General features: G+C 72.4%; 14 protein-coding genes. 8 read left to right on the top strand and 6 right to left on the bottom strand.

The window, feature by feature from the left end; genetic code table 11:
* Positions 1–226 precede the first annotated feature (226 nt).
* Complete coding sequence (locus SMA5143A_RS34900; protein ID WP_181362162.1) at positions 227–1,777, top strand: hypothetical protein; 1,551 nt, start codon at positions 227–229, stop codon at positions 1,775–1,777.
* Between the two features lie 143 nt (positions 1,778–1,920).
* The gene (locus SMA5143A_RS43230; protein WP_181362161.1) at positions 1,921–2,082 is read left to right on the top strand and encodes a hypothetical protein; all 162 of its coding nucleotides are present in this window, start codon (positions 1,921–1,923) and stop codon (positions 2,080–2,082) included.
* 146 nt (positions 2,083–2,228) lie between these two features.
* On the opposite strand, the gene SMA5143A_RS34895 is transcribed toward SMA5143A_RS43230, so the two are convergent.
* The 5 genes from SMA5143A_RS34895 to SMA5143A_RS34875 all read right to left on the bottom strand — a co-directional run bounded on the left by SMA5143A_RS34895 (position 2,229) and on the right by SMA5143A_RS34875 (position 7,108).
* Complete coding sequence (locus SMA5143A_RS34895) at positions 2,229–3,179, bottom strand: 3-oxoacyl-ACP reductase (protein ID WP_107466835.1); 951 nt, start codon at positions 3,177–3,179, stop codon at positions 2,229–2,231.
* 94 nt (positions 3,180–3,273) lie between these two features.
* Positions 3,274–4,350 (bottom strand): Zn-dependent alcohol dehydrogenase, encoded by a 1,077-nt coding sequence (locus tag SMA5143A_RS34890; RefSeq protein ID WP_107466834.1) that lies wholly within the window; start codon positions 4,348–4,350, stop codon positions 3,274–3,276.
* Positions 4,351–4,443: 93 nt separating this feature from the next.
* A complete protein-coding gene (locus tag SMA5143A_RS34885; RefSeq protein WP_107466833.1) occupies positions 4,444–5,304 on the bottom strand; it encodes a MaoC/PaaZ C-terminal domain-containing protein in 861 nt (286 codons plus the stop codon).
* 320 nt (positions 5,305–5,624) lie between these two features.
* On the bottom strand, positions 5,625–6,572 hold the full coding sequence (locus SMA5143A_RS34880; protein WP_107466832.1) for a hypothetical protein: 948 nt from the start codon (positions 6,570–6,572) through the stop codon (positions 5,625–5,627).
* Positions 6,569–7,108 carry a SigE family RNA polymerase sigma factor gene (locus SMA5143A_RS34875; protein WP_107466831.1) on the bottom strand — a complete coding sequence of 180 codons (540 nt, stop codon included), beginning with the start codon at positions 7,106–7,108 and terminating at the stop codon, positions 6,569–6,571. The genes SMA5143A_RS34880 and SMA5143A_RS34875 overlap by 4 nt, the downstream gene beginning before the upstream one ends.
* A 264-nt stretch (positions 7,109–7,372) precedes the next feature.
* On the opposite strand from SMA5143A_RS34875, the gene SMA5143A_RS34870 reads away from it, so the two are divergent.
* Positions 7,373–8,860, top strand: coding sequence for an MFS transporter (locus SMA5143A_RS34870; RefSeq protein WP_107466830.1), 1,488 nt, complete (start codon positions 7,373–7,375; stop codon positions 8,858–8,860).
* Between the two features lie 126 nt (positions 8,861–8,986).
* A complete protein-coding gene (locus SMA5143A_RS34865) occupies positions 8,987–9,637 on the top strand; it encodes a class I SAM-dependent methyltransferase (RefSeq protein WP_055717311.1) in 651 nt (216 codons plus the stop codon).
* 212 nt (positions 9,638–9,849) lie between these two features.
* Here the strand turns inward: SMA5143A_RS34865 and SMA5143A_RS34860 are convergent, their stop codons facing one another.
* Complete coding sequence (locus SMA5143A_RS34860; protein WP_181362160.1) at positions 9,850–11,967, bottom strand: restriction endonuclease; 2,118 nt, start codon at positions 11,965–11,967, stop codon at positions 9,850–9,852.
* A 234-nt stretch (positions 11,968–12,201) separates the two neighbouring features.
* Between SMA5143A_RS34860 and SMA5143A_RS34855 the strand changes: the two genes are divergently transcribed.
* The 4 genes from SMA5143A_RS34855 to SMA5143A_RS34840 all read left to right on the top strand — a co-directional run bounded on the left by SMA5143A_RS34855 (position 12,202) and on the right by SMA5143A_RS34840 (position 15,655).
* The gene (locus tag SMA5143A_RS34855) at positions 12,202–13,197 is read left to right on the top strand and encodes an N-acetylmuramoyl-L-alanine amidase (protein ID WP_107466828.1); all 996 of its coding nucleotides are present in this window, start codon (positions 12,202–12,204) and stop codon (positions 13,195–13,197) included.
* Between the two features lie 172 nt (positions 13,198–13,369).
* Positions 13,370–14,206, top strand: coding sequence for a hypothetical protein (locus tag SMA5143A_RS34850; RefSeq protein ID WP_107466827.1), 837 nt, complete (start codon positions 13,370–13,372; stop codon positions 14,204–14,206).
* A 115-nt stretch (positions 14,207–14,321) separates the two neighbouring features.
* Positions 14,322–15,332 (top strand): LLM class F420-dependent oxidoreductase, encoded by a 1,011-nt coding sequence (locus SMA5143A_RS34845; protein ID WP_107466826.1) that lies wholly within the window; start codon positions 14,322–14,324, stop codon positions 15,330–15,332.
* Positions 15,333–15,367: 35 nt separating this feature from the next.
* Positions 15,368–15,655, top strand: coding sequence for a hypothetical protein (locus tag SMA5143A_RS34840; RefSeq protein WP_055542949.1), 288 nt, complete (start codon positions 15,368–15,370; stop codon positions 15,653–15,655).
* Positions 15,656–15,717 lie beyond the last annotated feature (62 nt).

Below are 15,717 nucleotides of genomic sequence, written 5' to 3'. Positions count from 1 at the left end.
ACGCGCCGCACTCACCGCCCCCGCCCACCTCGCCGATCGCACCCCAGGCCGCCCACCACCCTCTTCCCGGGCCTCCGTCCGCGCCCCCCGACATGCCCAGCAGCACAACTCTCGCCGTTCCCTCAGGTGAATCGCTGGACGAGCACCCTTATGTGTGAAGGGGAAGCCCGGTTGTCCCACGTCTGTGCGCGCGAAAACTAGCTTCGTGGCCGGAGGTGATCGAACGATGACGGCCTGTGCATCCCCATCCCCCACGACGGGCCACGGCAACGAGGCGGGACAGGGGCACGACGACAGTGAGGAAGGCGCCCCCGGCGACGGGAAGCAGAAACGGTCCGCGTCACCGCCCGGCTGCGTGATCACCGCGGACGGGAGCTACGGGGCGCGCCTCGCCCTCGTCGGCGACGACTCCTGGTTCCCCGAGCGCTGGACCCTCGACGGCCCCGAGCCGTACGCCGTACCGCTGCCCGCCAACCAGCCCGAGGAGCCCGGCACCGAGGTCCTCCCCCTGACCGACGGCCGTGTCCTCATCCACCGGCTGGCGGCCGAACGGCATCTGTTCTCGCTCCTCTACCCGACGGGACCCGGCACCGGCGAACTGCTCCTCGGCGCCGTCGAGTGCGGGGACCCCACGACCGAGTTGCGGCTGCTGCCGCCCAGCCCGTGCGGGGAGTGGGCCTACGCCCTCGCCGTGGGCCGGAGCTCCACCACGGTGTGGCTGGTGGCGGGCGGGGCGTTCGGGCCGGAGCGGGTGGCGGAGGTACCGGGGCGGTGCTCGGGCGGGGTCTGGCTGGACGGGGCGGGCCGACTGCTCGCCCTGGACCGGGAGTCGGACGGCCGGACCAAGACGGTCGTGGTGGACCTGGAGGGCGGCGAGGTCTCGCCCCTCCTCCAGATCGCGGACGACAGCGACGACCGGCTGCTGCTGGCCGACCCCGACAGCGGGCTGCTGCTGATCAGTTCGGACGCGCCCTCACCCGGCCACGACCGGCTCGGCTGGGGCGTACTGGGCAGCACCCTGCCGGTCCGCTTCCCCGAGTGCCTGCGGGTCCCCGACGACCACCGCATGACGCCCTTCGCCATCCAGCCGGGCCAGATCCTGACGCCGGAGAGCTGCGCGGTCGCGCTCCGCGTGGACGGCGCCCGGGGCAGCTGGGTCGGTCTGTGGCGCCCGGCCTCCCGGCAGGTCCACCATCTGCCCGCCCCCGAGGGGTGGTTGACGGGGGCCGGACTGTGGACCAGGGACGGAGTGCTGCAACTGCCGTACGCCACGGGGACGGTGCGGTGCGGCGTGGCACGGGTCGGGGTGCCTTGGGGGGACGAGCCGGACGCCTGCGAACCGCCGCACGGGGGATTGGCGCATGAGGGATCGGCGCATGAAGGATCGGCGCACGAGGGATCGGCGCATGAGGGGGCGGTGGGAGTGGTGCCGGGGCGCGAGGGGGCGCCGCCGGGCGTGCGCGGTGCGCCGGGGACGCTGGGGACGCCGGGGTGCGAGGGGACGCCCAGCGCATCAGATGGGGCGGGCGCGCCCGGCGCATCAGGGGTGGGCGCGCTCCAGGAGCCCGGAGCGCCGGGTGAATCCGGAGGGGCGGTGGAGCCGATCGGGGCGGTGGGGGCGGCGGGCACCTCGGCACTCTCGCCCGAGCCCGAGCCCGAGTCCGAGCCCGAACCGCAGGGTGTGGTGGCGGGCGGGCTCGCCGTCGCCGCCCGGCCGGTGCCACTGCAACAGGCTCCGCTGGAAGGGCGGGTGAGCGAGGAGGTGACCGTCGGGTGAGGCGCTCGTGCCGGGCCTGTGCGAGTTTCGGCCAACGCGTCACGGAGGAGGCCGACACGCCCTTGGGCGCCTTCGGATCGTGTGCCAAGGGCCGTTAAACTCACCCGCCTGTAAGAAGATCATGCCGACGGGGAACACTTTCCATGAGCGACGCGCACACCACTCAGCCGCCCACTGCCGACCCCCACGAGGCGGAAGGCCATGGCAGGCACCGGGGCCAGATCTCGGCCCACGACGCCGAGACGACGCCTCGCGGGCGTCACCGCAAGCCGGTCGAGCAGGCGGAGACGACGACGGCCGCCTGACACCGCGGTCCTTCGATCTGAAGAAACGTCAATCCGACGCTGGACCGCATACCACCGCCACACCCGGCCCCGCCCCGTCACCCGAGGGGGCGGGGCTGTTGCGTGGAGTGGGGACATGTGTGAGGCGGGGCGATGTGTGAGGTCGGTCAGTCGGTGCCGTCGCGCTTACGGAGTGCCAGCACCTCCGTCGCCGCGAAGGTCTCCCCTTGGGGGCGGTCGGCGTAGTACGGGGTGAGGAGGCCGTCCAGTTCGTCGTAGGTGAACGCGTCCTGCTTGGTGTCGAACTGTGCCCGCACCCGCGGCCGTTCGACGATCGCGACCATGCCGCCGTGGACGACGAGGAGCTGTCCGTTGATGTGTCCGGCGGAGGGTGAGGCCAAGTAGCCGACGAGCGGGGCGACATGTTCGGGGGCGAGCGGGTCGGGGCCCTGCTCGGGGCGGGTAAGGCCGGCGAACACGTCCTCCGTCATCCGGGTCCGCGCCCGGGGGCAGATGACGTTCGCCGTGACGCCGTACCGGGTGAGCGCCTGCGCCGAGGACGTGGTCAGACCGACGATCCCGCCCTTGGCCGCCGCGTAGTTGGGCTGTCCGGCCGAACCGGCGAGGAACGCCTCCGACGAGGTGTTCACGATCCGCCCGTAGACCGGGGCACCGGCCGTCTTCGACCTCTCCCGCCAGTGCGCGGACGCGAAGCGGATCGTGTTGAAGTGGCCCTTGAGATGGACCCGGATCACCGAGTCCCACTCGTCCTCGGACATCGAGAAGACCATCCGGTCCCGCAGGATGCCCGCGTTGTTGACCAGGATGTCCAGCTTCCCGAACGCGCCGATCGCCGACTCGACCAGTTCGCGGGCCTGGCGGTGGTCGGAGACGTCCCCGGTGTGGACGAGGGCACGGCCGCCCGCGGCCCGTATCTCCGCCGCGACCTCCTCGGCCGGTCCGGTGGACGCGCCACCGCTGCCGTCCCGGCCCGGCTGCCCGTAGTCGTTGACGACGACGGCCGCGCCGAGCCGGGCCAACTCCAACGCCTCGGCCCGGCCGAGACCCCGACCCGCGCCGGTGACGATCGCCGACAGTCCCTCCAGTGGCAATGACATGGGCATCCTCGAAGTCGTCGGAGTTCGCCGATGAGTCGGCAGAGAGCGGCGGAGAGTCGACGGGGAGCGGAGCCGGGCCTCCTCGCCGCAGGCGTCAGATCTCTATGCAGGTCCGCAGTGCGGCCCCCGTGCGCATCTGGTCCAGTGCCTCGTTGATGTCGGCGAGTGGCACCCGGTGGGTGATGAGGCCCTCCAGGTCGATACGGCCTGCCCGCCACAGGGCGATGGCCCGCTCGTAGGAGCGCAGGACGTCGCCGCCCCCGTACATGGAGGGCAGGATGCGCTTCTCGTCGAAGAACAGCTCGAACATGCTCAGCTGGAGGAAGTCGTCCATGGCGCCCGCGCCGACGACGACGAGGGTGCCGCCGCGCCGGGTGTTCTCGTAGGCGGTGCGGGCGGTGGCCGAGCGGCCCACGACCTCGAAGACGTAGTCGAAGCCCTCGCCCCCGGTGACGGACTGCTTGGCGTCGGCCAGTTCCTCCGGGGAGACCGCTTTGGTGGCGCCGAACCTCAGGGCGGCCTCGCGGCGTGCGGCCACCGGGTCGACGGCGACGATCTCGGCGGCGCCCTTGAGCCGGGCACCCTGGATCGCCGAGATGCCGACACCGCCGCAGCCGATGACGGCGACCGACGCACCGGCCTCCACATCGGCGGTGTTGAGGGCCGCGCCGAGCCCGGTGGTCACTCCGCAGCCGATGAGGGCGGCGACGTCGAACGGCACGTCGTCGGGGATCGGCACGGCGCACCCCGTGTCGACGACGACCTCCTCGGCGAACGTGCCGGTGCCCGCGAAGCCGAAGACGTCACCGGAGGGCCGCTTGAAGTTGGGGGTGCCGGCGTTGAGGAACCCGGCGAGGCACAGCTGGGTCTGGCCGCGCTTGCAGGCGGGACAACTGCCGCAGGCCGGCAGCCAGCAGACGACGACCCGGTCGCCGGGCTTCAGGCCGCTCACGCCCTCCCCGACCTCCAGGATCTCGCCGGCGCCCTCGTGTCCGGGGACGAACGGGCCCGGCTGCGGCAGCACCCCGGCCATCGCGGACAGGTCCGAGTGGCACAGCCCCGTGGCCCGTACCCGGATCTTCACCTTGCCCGGCCCGAAGCCCGCGGCCTCGACGTCGTCGAGCACCTCCAGTTTGTCCTGGCCGATCTCGTGCAGTACGGCTGCGCGCATGGTGCGGCTCCCCTCAGAAGTACCTGCCGGCGGTAACCCGTCAGGAGTACGGAACCTGTCCGGCGTACCTGGCCTACGGTTGTGCTGAGCTGCTCATTCGTGCTCGACGAGGGTGTCCGCCAGCACCGGCGCGTCGTCCCGGTCGGCGGCGCTCACCGCCACCCGTACCGAGCGGTCGTCCGGCCGCCACATCCGGATGCGGAGGGTCTCCCCCGGGAAGACGACGCCCGCGAAGCGGGTGCCGTACGAGCGGACCCGGGCGACCTCCCCGTCGAGCACCGTGTCCACGACGGCCTTGAGGGTGATCCCGTAGGTGCACAGCCCGTGCAGGATCGGCCGGTCGAATCCGGCGCGGGCGGCGAACTCCGGGTCGGCGTGCAGCGGGTTCCAGTCGCCGGAGAGGCGGTAGAGCAGCGCCTGGTCCTCGCGTACGACGCGCTCGACCTCCTTGTCGGGGGCGGTGGACGGGGGTTCCTGGCGGGCGGACGGGCCGCGCTCGCCTCCCCAGCCGCCCTCGCCGCGGACGAAGATCTGGGCCTCGTTCGTCCACAGCGGGCCGTCGGTGTCGGCGACGTCGGTGCGCATGACGAGCACGGCGGCCTTGCCCTTGTCGTAGACCGCCGCCACCCGGGAGGTCGCGGTCGCCCGGCCCTCGACGGGGATGGGCCGGTGCAGGGCGACGCGCTGGCCGCCGTGCAGGACCTTGGCGAGGTCGACGTCCACACCGGGGGCGTTCAGGCCGCCGATGACGTCCGGTGAGCCGGCGCCCGCGACGGTGGCGAAGCTCGGCAGGACATGCAGCCGGGACTCCAGGGTGTAGCGCAGCTCGTCGGGGTCGGTCGCGGGGATGCCGGCGCCGATGCCGAGGTGGTAGAGCAGGACGTCCTTGCGGGTCCAGGCGATCTCGGCGGAACGGGGCTCGGCCGCGAGGGCCTTGGCTGCGTCGATGGGCATGGGGCTCCTGTTCTGGGAAGAACCCCGGGCTCCGGGTGGAACCTCGGGGTTCCGGGAAGAACCTCGGAACCTCGGCACGACCGTCCGCACCAGCGGCCGCGCCGAGGTCGTCACGGGGGGCCGGAACCCGCCCTTCTAGAACGCGTTCCAGTCCGGCGACCCTCTGTATAGCCGAGGCGCGTGCACTTGTGAAGACTCCTGACGCTGTGTCAGATGCGGAGCGCGAGCCGCCGCCGGGCGTGGGACCGTAGCCGGGCGCCCACCCCCGTAGGCCACCCGGCCACCACCGCCAGCCCAGCCTCGGCGCGGCCTCACCCGCGTCACCGCACCACCTTCACCGACTCGTACTCCGCGCCTTTCGGCGCGAGGGCCACGAACCAGCTCACCGGCGAGCCCTTGGCGTCGACGATGCGAGGGTTGCGGAGGTCCTCGTACCAGGGCAGGTCGGTGTCGCGATTGACGTCGACGGATGTGCCGTCGGACCAGGTGACGCGGACCTGTTGCGCGGTCGGGGCGACCTCGCCTATGACCAGGCGCTTGAGGGCGCCATCCGCGCCCTGACCTCCGGTCGGCATCGCGAACGCCTGGTGGTCCGTGCCGGCCGCGGTCCACTCCTCACCGTCGAGCAACTTGTCGGTCCGCTCACGGCCCACGGACAGATGCACGAAGTGCCAGGCACGACCCGTGAGTTCGGCGGGACTGTCCACATCCGTCGGCCTGTCACCGCGCAGGGCCATCGCGGCGAGCTGCTTCTCCGCTTCCTTCTCGGTCCTCGGGGCGTCCCAGCAGTCCACCGTGACCTTCCAGTCGCGACCCTGCTCACGCCATGTGGCCAATCGGGTCCGCTGCGGCTGGTAGAGGTGCCGCTGCCCGGAGTCGGCCGACCCCGTGGCGGCCGGGGGCGCCGTGACCCGGCCACCGTCCGCCGCCCCGGCCAAGGCCAGCGCTCCCGTGGAGCCCGCGAGCACCACCGTCACCGCTGCCGCGACGGCCCAGCGGCGGGCCTTGCGGCGCCGGCCGCCCCGGACCACCGCCTGGTAGGGGGCTGTGCCGATCCGCACCTCGTCCGCCGCGTCCGCCAGCAGCAGGGCGATGTCCCTCTCCAGCGCGCTGCTGCCGGTGAGGCCGCCGAGCGTGTCGTCGCCGCCGTGGGTGCCGTCGCCCCGAGTCATGTGCCGCTCCGCCTTCCCGTGCCCGCGTTCGATGCCGTGCGAGTCGTCGATGCCGTGCCCGCCGTCGATGCCGTGTGTGTCGTCCGCGTCCCTCACTTCCACCCTCCCTGCGTCACCGTCTCGGCCAGTCCCGGTATGGCGCGGAGCTTCGCGAGCCCCTTCGCCGCGTTGCTCTTGACCGAGCCGACGGAACAGCCCATCGCCTCCGCCGCCTGGCTCTCGCTCAGGTCCTCCCAGTACCGCAGGACCACGGCCTCCCGCTGCCGGGGCGGCAGCTGGGAGAGCGCCGTGAGGAGCGCGCCGCGGTCGTCGGCCTGGGCGATGCGGTCGCCGCTGTCCGGCACCTCGGGCACCAGGTCCGAGTCGGTCCTCGGCGCCAGGAACTCCTTGAGGCGTCTGCGGTGCCTGCGCGCATGGGCGTTGATCATGACGCGCCGTACATAGGTGTCCGGGTCGTCCGTCGAAGCGACTCGGCGCCAGGCCACGTAGACCTGCTCCAGCGTCGTCTGCACGAGATCCTCCGCCGCGTGCTGCTCCCCCGTGAGGAGAAATGCCGTGCGCATCAGCCTTGGCCAGCGGCCGACGAGGAAGCTCTGGAACTCCGCGTCCCGAGCCTGTTTCCGATCCCCCATGAGCACCTCCTAGATGTCTTTAACAGTCCACGAGGGCCCGGATCCGTTGCCTCGTCCGGCGGAGAACTTCGGACGGCTTCGCCGGGTCCGTGTGTGCGCTGGGCCCGTGCGGCGGCAGGTCGGCGGCGTCCCGAAACCTGACGGATGATCACATTCCCATGGTCTGGTCAAGAATTCATTAGCCACTCGAACCATCGGAATAGTTGCCCTGGTCGACGAGGTTGGCCTGTCACGCACCTTCGTCCGGCCAGGAGGCCCCCCTCAATGACGCACCCGCACACACCCGTCGCCCACGAACCCGCCACGAGAACGAACGGCGGGATCGTCCCCGTGCTGGCCTTCGCGGGCATCGTGGTCGCGGTGATGCAGACCCTGCTGGTCCCGGTGATCAAGGATCTCCCCCAGCTCCTCGACACCACCCCCAGCAACGCCACCTGGGTCCTGACCTCCACGCTCCTCTCGGGCGCGGTGGCCACCCCGATCATGGGCCGCCTCGGCGACCTCTACGGCAAGCGCCGCATGCTGCTCGCCAGCCTGGCCGTGATGGTGGTCGGCGCGCTGATCAGCGGCTTCACCAGTGCCCTGATCCCGATGATCGTGGGCCGCACCCTCCAGGGCTTCGCCATGGGCGCGATCCCGCTGGGCATCGGCCTGATGCGGGACGAGCTGCCCCGCGAACGCCTCGGCTCCGCGATGGCCCTGATGAGCTCGTCCATCGGCGTCGGCGGCGGACTCGCCCTGCCGCTGGCCGCGGCCGTCGCCCAGAACACCGACTGGCACGTCCTCTTCTTCGGCGCGGCCGGCCTCGGCGTCCTCTCCATCGTCCTCACCCTCGTCGCCGTGCCCGAGACGAAGACACGGGCGCAGGGCTCCTTCGACCTCCTCGGCGCCCTCGGCCTCTCCCTCGGCCTGGTCCTCTTCCTCCTGCCGATCACCAAGGGCAGCGACTGGGGCTGGACCTCCGTGACCACGCTCGGCCTGTTCGCCGCGTCGGCCCTGGTGCTGCTGCTGTGGGGCGTCCTGGAGCTGCGCATCCCCGCGCCCCTGGTGGACCTGCGCACGACCGCCCGCCGCGAGGTGCTCCTCACCAACCTCGCCTCGATCATGGTCGGCGTCTCCTTCTACGTCGTCTCCCTCGTCCTGCCGCAGCTCCTCCAGTTGCCCACCGCCACCGGCTACGGCCTCGGCCAGTCGATGGTCGTCGCGGGCCTGTGCGTGGCGCCGCTCGGCCTGACGATGATGTTCACCGCGCCCGTCTACGCCCGGCTGTCCGCCAAGTACGGCCCCAAGAGCACCCTCATCCTCGGTCTGCTGATCATCGCGGTCGGCTACGGCGCGGGCCTCGGCCTGATGAGCGCCGCCTGGCAGACCGTGGTGGTGTCGGTGGTCCTCGGCACGGGCATCGGCCTCGCCTACTCCTCGCTGCCCGCACTGATCGTCGGCGCCGTCGACCCGTCCGAGACGGGCGCCGCGAACGGCCTCAACACCCTCATGCGCTCCATCGGCACGTCCGTGTCCAGCGCCGTCATCGGGATGGTGCTCGCCAACACCGCGCACCACGTCGGCGGGGTCGCGATCCCCACCATGCACGGCTTCCGGGTCTCGTTCCTGATCGCCACCGCCGCGGTCGCCGTCGGCATCCTCCTCGCCGTGTTCCTCCCCGGCCGCCGTCCCGCGAACGGCCCGACCCTCCTCGCGAGCAGCGCGGACGACAAGGCGACCGTCGAACGCTCGGTCGAGCGGGTGTCCTGACGCCGAGCCGCCGGGTGTCCTGACACCGCCGACGGGCCGCATGGCAGCATGGGGCGCCCCCGGTGCGTACGGCCCCGCAACGCCCGTACGACACCCGCACCCGTCTACGCCACCACGGAGGACCCCATGCCCGCGGCCCCCAAGCCGGAGATCCTCGCCGCGTTCGAGTCGGCCAAGGGGTTCATGCCCGTGGGCGAGGGGCTGGCCCTGTACGCGGCGGCCGTGGAGGCGGGGCGCCTGGGGCTCCCGCTGCTGGAGGTCGGCACGTACTGCGGCCGCTCGACGATCCTCCTCGCGGACGCGGCGCGCGAGGCGGGCGTCACGGCGATCACGGTCGACCACCACCGGGGCAGCGAGGAGCAGCAGCCGGGCTGGGAGTACCACGACCCGGAGACCGTCGACCCCGAGATCGGGCTGATGGACACGCTGCCCACGTTCCGCCGCACCCTGCACCGGGCGGGTCTGGAGGAGCATGTGATCGCCCTGGTGGGCCGGTCCCCGCAGGTGGCGAAGGTCTGGAACTCCCCCCTCGGTCTCGTCTTCGTCGACGGCGGCCACACCGACGAGCACGCCACCGCCGACTACGAGGGCTGGGCCCCGCATGTCGCCGAGGGCGGCCTGCTCGTCATCCACGACGTGTTCCCCGACCCGGTCGACGAGTTCACCGGCCAGGCCCCGTACCGCGTCTACCTGCGCGCCCTCGCCTCCGGCGCCTTCACGGAGGTCTCGGCGACGGACTCACTGCGGGTGCTGCGCCGCGTGGCCGCCGGCATCTGACGGCCTACGCGCGCCGCCCCCGGCACCGGCTGGCCGTCGGCAACGTCCGCGCCACCCCGCGAACCGGCGCGGACCCGCGTCGCTCGCACAGCACCGTTCAGCCCTGCCCGCGCCTGCCGCGCCCCGCGAGCCCGGCACCCGGCACAGCGTCCCGCGTCGGCACCGGCACCGGCACCCCGCGCCGGCCCCGCCCCCGTCGCCTACGCCTACGCCTACGCCACCTCTATCCCGTAGTCCTGGACCAGTTCCTCCAGGCCCCCGCGGTAACCCTTGCCGCCGAGGACGAAGTCCCAGTCTCCGTTGGTACGGCGGCGGAAGGAGCCGAGGACCAGGGCGGTCTCGCCGGGGCGGCCGTCGGAGACGTCGAGGCGGCCCTGTTCGGTGCGCGACGGGTCCAGGAGCCGGATGCAGGCGTCGGTGAAACCGGACAGGTCGGCCTCGGGGTTGACGGCCGGGTCGATCGCCGCCACGAGGACGAGCCGGTCGGCCTCGGCGGGCAGCGCGTCGAAGGAGACCCGGATCGCGGCCTTGTCCGGTGCCGCCGGGGGAAGCGCGCGAACCGTGCCGTCGGGGGTGCGCAGGTTGTTGTAGAAGACGAAGTGGTCGTCGCTGAGCACCCGGTTGCCGTGGCAGACGAGCGCGCACACGTCCAGGGCGACGGTGCCGCTCCAGCCCATGCCCAGCACGCTGTGGTCGTCGGCGTCGCCCGGCGGCGAGTCCGGGGCCGTGGCCAGTGCCTGGCGGGGGTCGGGTGCCGTCCGCTGGGCGGGGACGGCGCGCCCGCCGCCCGTGCCCAGGCGGCCGCGCAGCCCGTGCCGGTGCAGCAGGTCGACGAGTTCGCTGCCGGAGACGAGTTCGAGCGGCTTTCCGTTGGCGAAGGTGTGCGAGCCGGGTCCGAACTTGGACGTCGTCACGAGGACGCCCTTGTTGGCGCCCGCGTGCTGGACGGTGCCGTAGAGGTCCCGGACGGCCGTCGGCGGGACGGTGTTGCGGTACCGCTTGACCTGCACGACGATCTTGCCGCCGCGGATCGGCGCCGGGTCGAGGGCGTCGACGTCCACCCCGCCGTCGTTGGAACGCTGGGTGGTGACCGCCTGCATCCCCATGGCCTGGAAGAGTTCGGCGACCAACGCCTCGAAGGCGACGGGGTCCATCTCCAGCAGGTCGGGCTCCTCGTCGCCGCCGTGGGTGACGACACCGTTGCCGACGTCGGCGGGCCGACGGCCGGGCCGTACGGCGGTGCGCTGGTCGGGCTTGGCGGACAGCTGGCCGCGCAGCCCGTCGAGCAGGCAGTCGACGGCGCTGACCTGCTCCAGGTTCAGGCCGGTGAACACCGCGCGCGGCGCCATGACGCTCGCGAGGACGATCTGCGCGCGTCGGCCGGTCGCCGGGTCGTGGTCGTCGACGAACCCGTTCAGCGTGACCGCCTCCAGGGCGCCGAACTCGTCGGCCGCGAAGAGGTCGTGCAGCACGAGCAGGACACACTGGGCGAGGACGTCCCGGTAGAGGGCGCGCCGCTGGGTGACGGGCCGGGCCGTCTCCTTGTCCTGGTCGACGCCGGACTGGTAGCGCACGGACTTCGCCTCGGGGACGACGTCGAAGCGGGGCAGTTCCCAGTCGAGGACGAGTTCGCGGGCGGCCGCGTCGTACGCGGCGGAGACCTGGCGGGGGAAGCCCTCGGGCCAGGCGGCGGAGGCGTAGAGCGCGGCGGAGAAGTACTCGACGGCGGCCTCCGGGTCGCTGCCGGCGCGCAGGGCCGTCGTCATCTCGGCGACGCCCGCGTTGTGGCGCCGGATGTCGGCCAGTTGCCCGTCGGCCCACTGCTGGTACTGCCGCTGGTACTGGTCGAGTTGCCGCTGCCGCTGCGCCTCCGCCGCCTGTGCCGCGTGCCAGTCCTGCTCGAAGCGGGCCCTTGCCTCGGCCTGCGCCTGGGCCCGCCGGGCGGCGGTCCAGCCGCCCTGGGCCTGGTACTGGCCGGGGTCCGGCATGGGTACCGGCTGGGCGAGCGCGCCGGGCGCGAAGGGCTCCAGCCGCTCGGAGCGGGTGAGGGAGGCGGCGCGGAACGCCGGGGCCCGGCAGCCGGCGGCCAGCAGTCCCTGGAGGGCGGCGACCTGCGCGTCCAGTTCCTCGGTACGCCGCCGGGCCTCCGCCTCACGCTGCTGCCGGTACGCCTGCTGCTGCTCGCGGTGGCTGCGGGCCACCTCCCGCTGGTACGCGCGCTGCTGGCGCTCGTACTCCCGTTGCTGCCTGGCTCGCGCCTCCAGCTGACGCTGTTGCTGGCGCTGTGCCTCGGCCCAGACCCCGACCAACCCGTTGGAGCGACGACTCATCCCTTGCAGGCCCTCCCCCCAGGGCCCTGCCACCGCCCGGCCGAGCCCTGCCCCACGACAAGCAGTAATTGGCCGACTCTACCGTGCGACCGGGCGTCCGCCCATCCGCTGGTCACGCCCTGTCTCGGGGCCGCGCCCCCGCACGGGGGAAAGGGGGGCGGCGGGAGGGCGCGAGGCGTGGCGGTACGGCGTCGTGAAGCCGCCGGCGCCGGCCCGCCCCGTATGGTGGCAGGCGTGTCGTACGTAGGACCGGACTTCGAGCCGCCCCAGCCCCGCCGTTCGCCTCTCCGCCGCCCGCTGACCGTGGCCGTCGCCGCCGTCGTGGTGGGGTCGGTGGCCGGTTGGGGGGTGTGGCAGGCCGTCGGCGACCCCGGCGGCGGGGACGACGGGTCGAACCGGGCGGCCGCGCGCAACCAGCCGAGAACCGCTCCCCCGGCGTCGCCGACGCCCTCAACCGAGCCGACCGCCTCCGAGGACGGCGAGGGCAAGGGCGGGAAGAAGGGGGACGACGGCGAGAAGGCGAGCCCTACGGCCTCCTCCGGTGCCGCCGCCGACGGCCCCCTGAAGGGCAAGGTCGTCGTCATCGACCCCGGCCACAACTCCGGGAACTTCCGGCACACCGCCGAGATCAACCGCAAGGTGAACATCGGCACCGGGATGAAGGAGTGCGACACCACGGGGACGTCGACCAACGACGGGTACACGGAGGCCGAGTTCACGCTGGACGTGTCGCGCCGGGTCCGGGCGCTCCTCGAACAGCAGGGCGCCACCGTGAAGTTCACGCAGGACGGCAACCGGGAGTGGGGCCCCTGCATCGACGAGCGGGCCCGTATCGGCAACGCGGCGGAGGCCGACGCGGTGGTGTCGATCCACGCGGACGGCTCGGCGGCCGGCAACCGCGGCTTCCACGTCATCCTGCCGGGCGCGGTCCACGAGGGCGCCGCCGACACCCGGCCCATCGTCGGTCCCTCCCGTGACCTCGGGGAGCGCATCGCGGGCAAGTTCGTCCGCGAGACGGGCAGCGCTCCCTCCAACTACGTGGGCGGAGGTACCGGTCTCGTCACACGTCAGGACCTGGGCGGTCTCAATCTGTCAACGGTTCCCAAGGTGTTCATCGAGTGCGGCAATATGCGCGATAGCAAGGACGCGGCACTGTTGACCACCGGCACATGGCGGCAGAAGGCCGCGCGGGGGATCTCTGAGGGAATCGTGAGTTTCCTGCGCGGGTAGGGGGAGGGTCGTGATCATCGTGGCAATCCCGACGTACACCTACGTCGGGTGGACGATATGGTCATCCCTACGATGAGGGGCCACCCCCGCGCTTCCCACCAGAGCCTGACGGCGCCACGGTGAACAGCGACGCCTCCACACCGATGACGAGACGACTGACGAAGGACCTGAAGTGAATATCCGCTCCCTCACCAGAGGCGACGGCGTCGTGATCGGAGCAGCGGTATTGCTGTTCATCGCGTCGTTCCTCGACACGTTCGACGGCTCCGGAGACGACATCCCCAACGCCTGGGACAACCTTGGCCTGGTGATGAGCATGTACGTCGGCGGCATCATCGGTGCGGTGCTGATCGTCATCTCCCGTGCGCTGCCGCAGCCGCCCAAGCTCATCGGTCTCGACGTGGCTCAGCTCGGAGTGGGTCTGACGATCTTCGCCGCGTGGACCTCGTTCTGGTCGATCATCGACCCCCTGGGAGCAGTTGAGGAGCTCTTCGGCGCCTTCGGGAGTTCGGAGCCCGACGCCGGGGCCGGTCTCATCCTCGGCCTGATCGCAGCCTTGCTCCTGGCCGCCGCGGCCCTCGCCACCCCCCTCGTCCCCGCGCTCAAGGCCGCCCTCGTCGGCGCCCCGCGTCCGGCGGCCCCGCAGCCCTACGGCGCCCAGCCTCCCGGTGGTTACGGCTACCCGGGTGCCGGTGCCCAGGCGCCGTTCGGTGCGAGCCAGCCCCAGCCGGGGCAGCCGGGCGCGCCGTTCGGTGGGGGTCAGCCGCAGCAGCCGCAGCAGGCGCAGGCCGCTCCGCAGCCGCCCGCGGGTGACTTCTCCCCGTTCTGGTTCGCCGTGCCCGTCGCGCGTCCCCTGTTCGCCGAGGACGGCTCGCAGTCGACGATCGCCGAACTGGCCCCCGGTACCTGGTACCTGGCGGTCGAGCAGCGCGGCGCCAACCTGGTCGCCCAGACCCAGGACGGCCGCCGCGGTGTCCTCCAGGACACCACCGGCATCCAGCGCGGCTGAGCGCGACGCCGCACCCTCGCCGTACGACCGGCCCCTCGCTCTTCCGAGCGGGGGGCCGTTGTCGTACAGTCGCCCTCCTGGTCAGCGGAACTGACGGAGCGTCAGGAGGCGGCGTATGCGGCTCGGTCTGGCACTGGGGTACTGGGGGCGTGGTCCGTCCGCGGATCATGTGCCGCTCGTCCAGGAGGCGGAGCGGCTCGGGTACGACTCGGTGTGGACCGCCGAGTCGTGGGGGTCGGACGCGTTCACGCCGCTCACCTGGATCGCGGCGCACACGTCGCGGATCAAGCTCGGTACGGCCGTGGCGCAGATGGCGGCGCGGTCACCGACGACCACCGCCATGCACGCGCTCACCCTCGACCATCTCTCCGGCGGGCGGATGCTCCTGGGGCTCGGGCTGTCCGGTCCGCAGGTCGTGGAGGGCTGGTACGGGCGGCCGTTCCCGAGGTCGCCGCTGACCGCGACGCGGGAGTACGTCGACGTCGTACGGCAAGTGCTGCGGCGGGAGGCCCCGGTCGAACTGGACGGGAGCTTCCACGCGGTGCCGTACCGCGGTCCGGACGGCAGTGGCGTGGGCAAGCCGCTGAAGTCCATCACCCATCCCCTCCGGTCCGATCTGCCCGTCCTGCTGGGCGCCGAGGGGCCGAGGAACATCGCGCAGACCACGCGGATCGCGGACGGCTGGCTGCCGTTGTACTGGTCGCCGACGCGGACGGACGTGTACGAGGCGTCGTTGGGCGAGCCGCGCGAGGGGTTCCTCGTCGCTCCCATGGCTCGGGCGCAGCTCTGCGACGACGTCGCCGAGGGGCTGCTGCCCGTGAAGATCATGCTCGGCTTCTACATCGGCGGGATGGGGCACGCGAAGCGCAACTTCCACGCCGACCTCATGGCACGCATGGGGTACGAGGAAGAGGCCCGGCGGATCCAGGCGTTGTTCCTCGACGGCCGTCGCGAGGAGGCCGTGGCCGCGGTGCCGGACGCGTTCGCCGACGAGATCTCGCTGGTGGGGCCGAGGGAGCGGATCGCCGAGCGGCTGGAGGTGTGGCGGAAGGGGCCGGTGACGGATCTGCTCGTCGTGTCACCGGACCGGCCGACGCTGCGGGTGCTCGCCGAGCTGAACTCCTAGGGTTTCAGCCACGAGTGAGCGGCAACCCGTCAAGCATGTCTCGATATAGCGGCTCCAACCAGGCGGGCCGGGTCATCGCGATCGTCGCGGACGTGATGGCCTTCATTCTGGCCCTGTGGATCCTGATGTATCTGCTCGGTGCGAACGGCGCGAACGACTTCGTGCAGTTCGTCCATGACGCGGCCCGCTGGCTCGCCGGCTGGTCCCACGACCTGTTCACCTTCGACGAGCAGTGGGCGCGGGTCGTCGCGGGGTACGGGCTCGCCGCCGTGGTCTACCTGTTCGTGGGCCACGCCATCGCGAACCGCATGCACCGACACTGAGCGCGAGGGCTTCGCGGAGCGGGCGCGGGCGGGTTACGGCCGCTGGATGACTGCGGCTGAGT

It is taken from the genome of Streptomyces sp. MA5143a (assembly GCF_900290235.1).
In the GTDB taxonomy this organism is placed as follows: Bacteria; Actinomycetota; Actinomycetes; order Streptomycetales; family Streptomycetaceae; genus Streptomyces.
The sequence above is the reverse complement of the archived record's forward strand: the minus strand, read 5'-3'. Positions and strand labels throughout refer to the sequence as shown.

What these genes read in the sequence shown, in the direction of transcription:
- SMA5143A_RS34900 (WP_181362162.1), top strand. Translation starts at nt 227, where the DNA reads ATGACGGCCTGTGCATCCCCATCCCCCACGACGGGCCACGGCAACGAG.
- SMA5143A_RS43230 (WP_181362161.1), top strand. Translation starts at nt 1,921, where the DNA reads ATGAGCGACGCGCACACCACTCAGCCGCCCACTGCCGACCCCCACGAG.
- SMA5143A_RS34895 (WP_107466835.1), bottom strand. Translation starts at nt 3,179, where the DNA reads ATGTCATTGCCACTGGAGGGACTGTCGGCGATCGTCACCGGCGCGGGT.
- SMA5143A_RS34890 (WP_107466834.1), bottom strand. Translation starts at nt 4,350, where the DNA reads ATGCGCGCAGCCGTACTGCACGAGATCGGCCAGGACAAACTGGAGGTG.
- SMA5143A_RS34885 (WP_107466833.1), bottom strand. Translation starts at nt 5,304, where the DNA reads ATGCCCATCGACGCAGCCAAGGCCCTCGCGGCCGAGCCCCGTTCCGCC.
- SMA5143A_RS34875 (WP_107466831.1), bottom strand. Translation starts at nt 7,108, where the DNA reads ATGGGGGATCGGAAACAGGCTCGGGACGCGGAGTTCCAGAGCTTCCTC.
- SMA5143A_RS34870 (WP_107466830.1), top strand. Translation starts at nt 7,373, where the DNA reads ATGACGCACCCGCACACACCCGTCGCCCACGAACCCGCCACGAGAACG.
- SMA5143A_RS34865 (WP_055717311.1), top strand. Translation starts at nt 8,987, where the DNA reads ATGCCCGCGGCCCCCAAGCCGGAGATCCTCGCCGCGTTCGAGTCGGCC.
- SMA5143A_RS34860 (WP_181362160.1), bottom strand. Translation starts at nt 11,967, where the DNA reads ATGAGTCGTCGCTCCAACGGGTTGGTCGGGGTCTGGGCCGAGGCACAG.
- SMA5143A_RS34845 (WP_107466826.1), top strand. Translation starts at nt 14,322, where the DNA reads ATGCGGCTCGGTCTGGCACTGGGGTACTGGGGGCGTGGTCCGTCCGCG.
- SMA5143A_RS34840 (WP_055542949.1), top strand. Translation starts at nt 15,368, where the DNA reads ATGTCTCGATATAGCGGCTCCAACCAGGCGGGCCGGGTCATCGCGATC.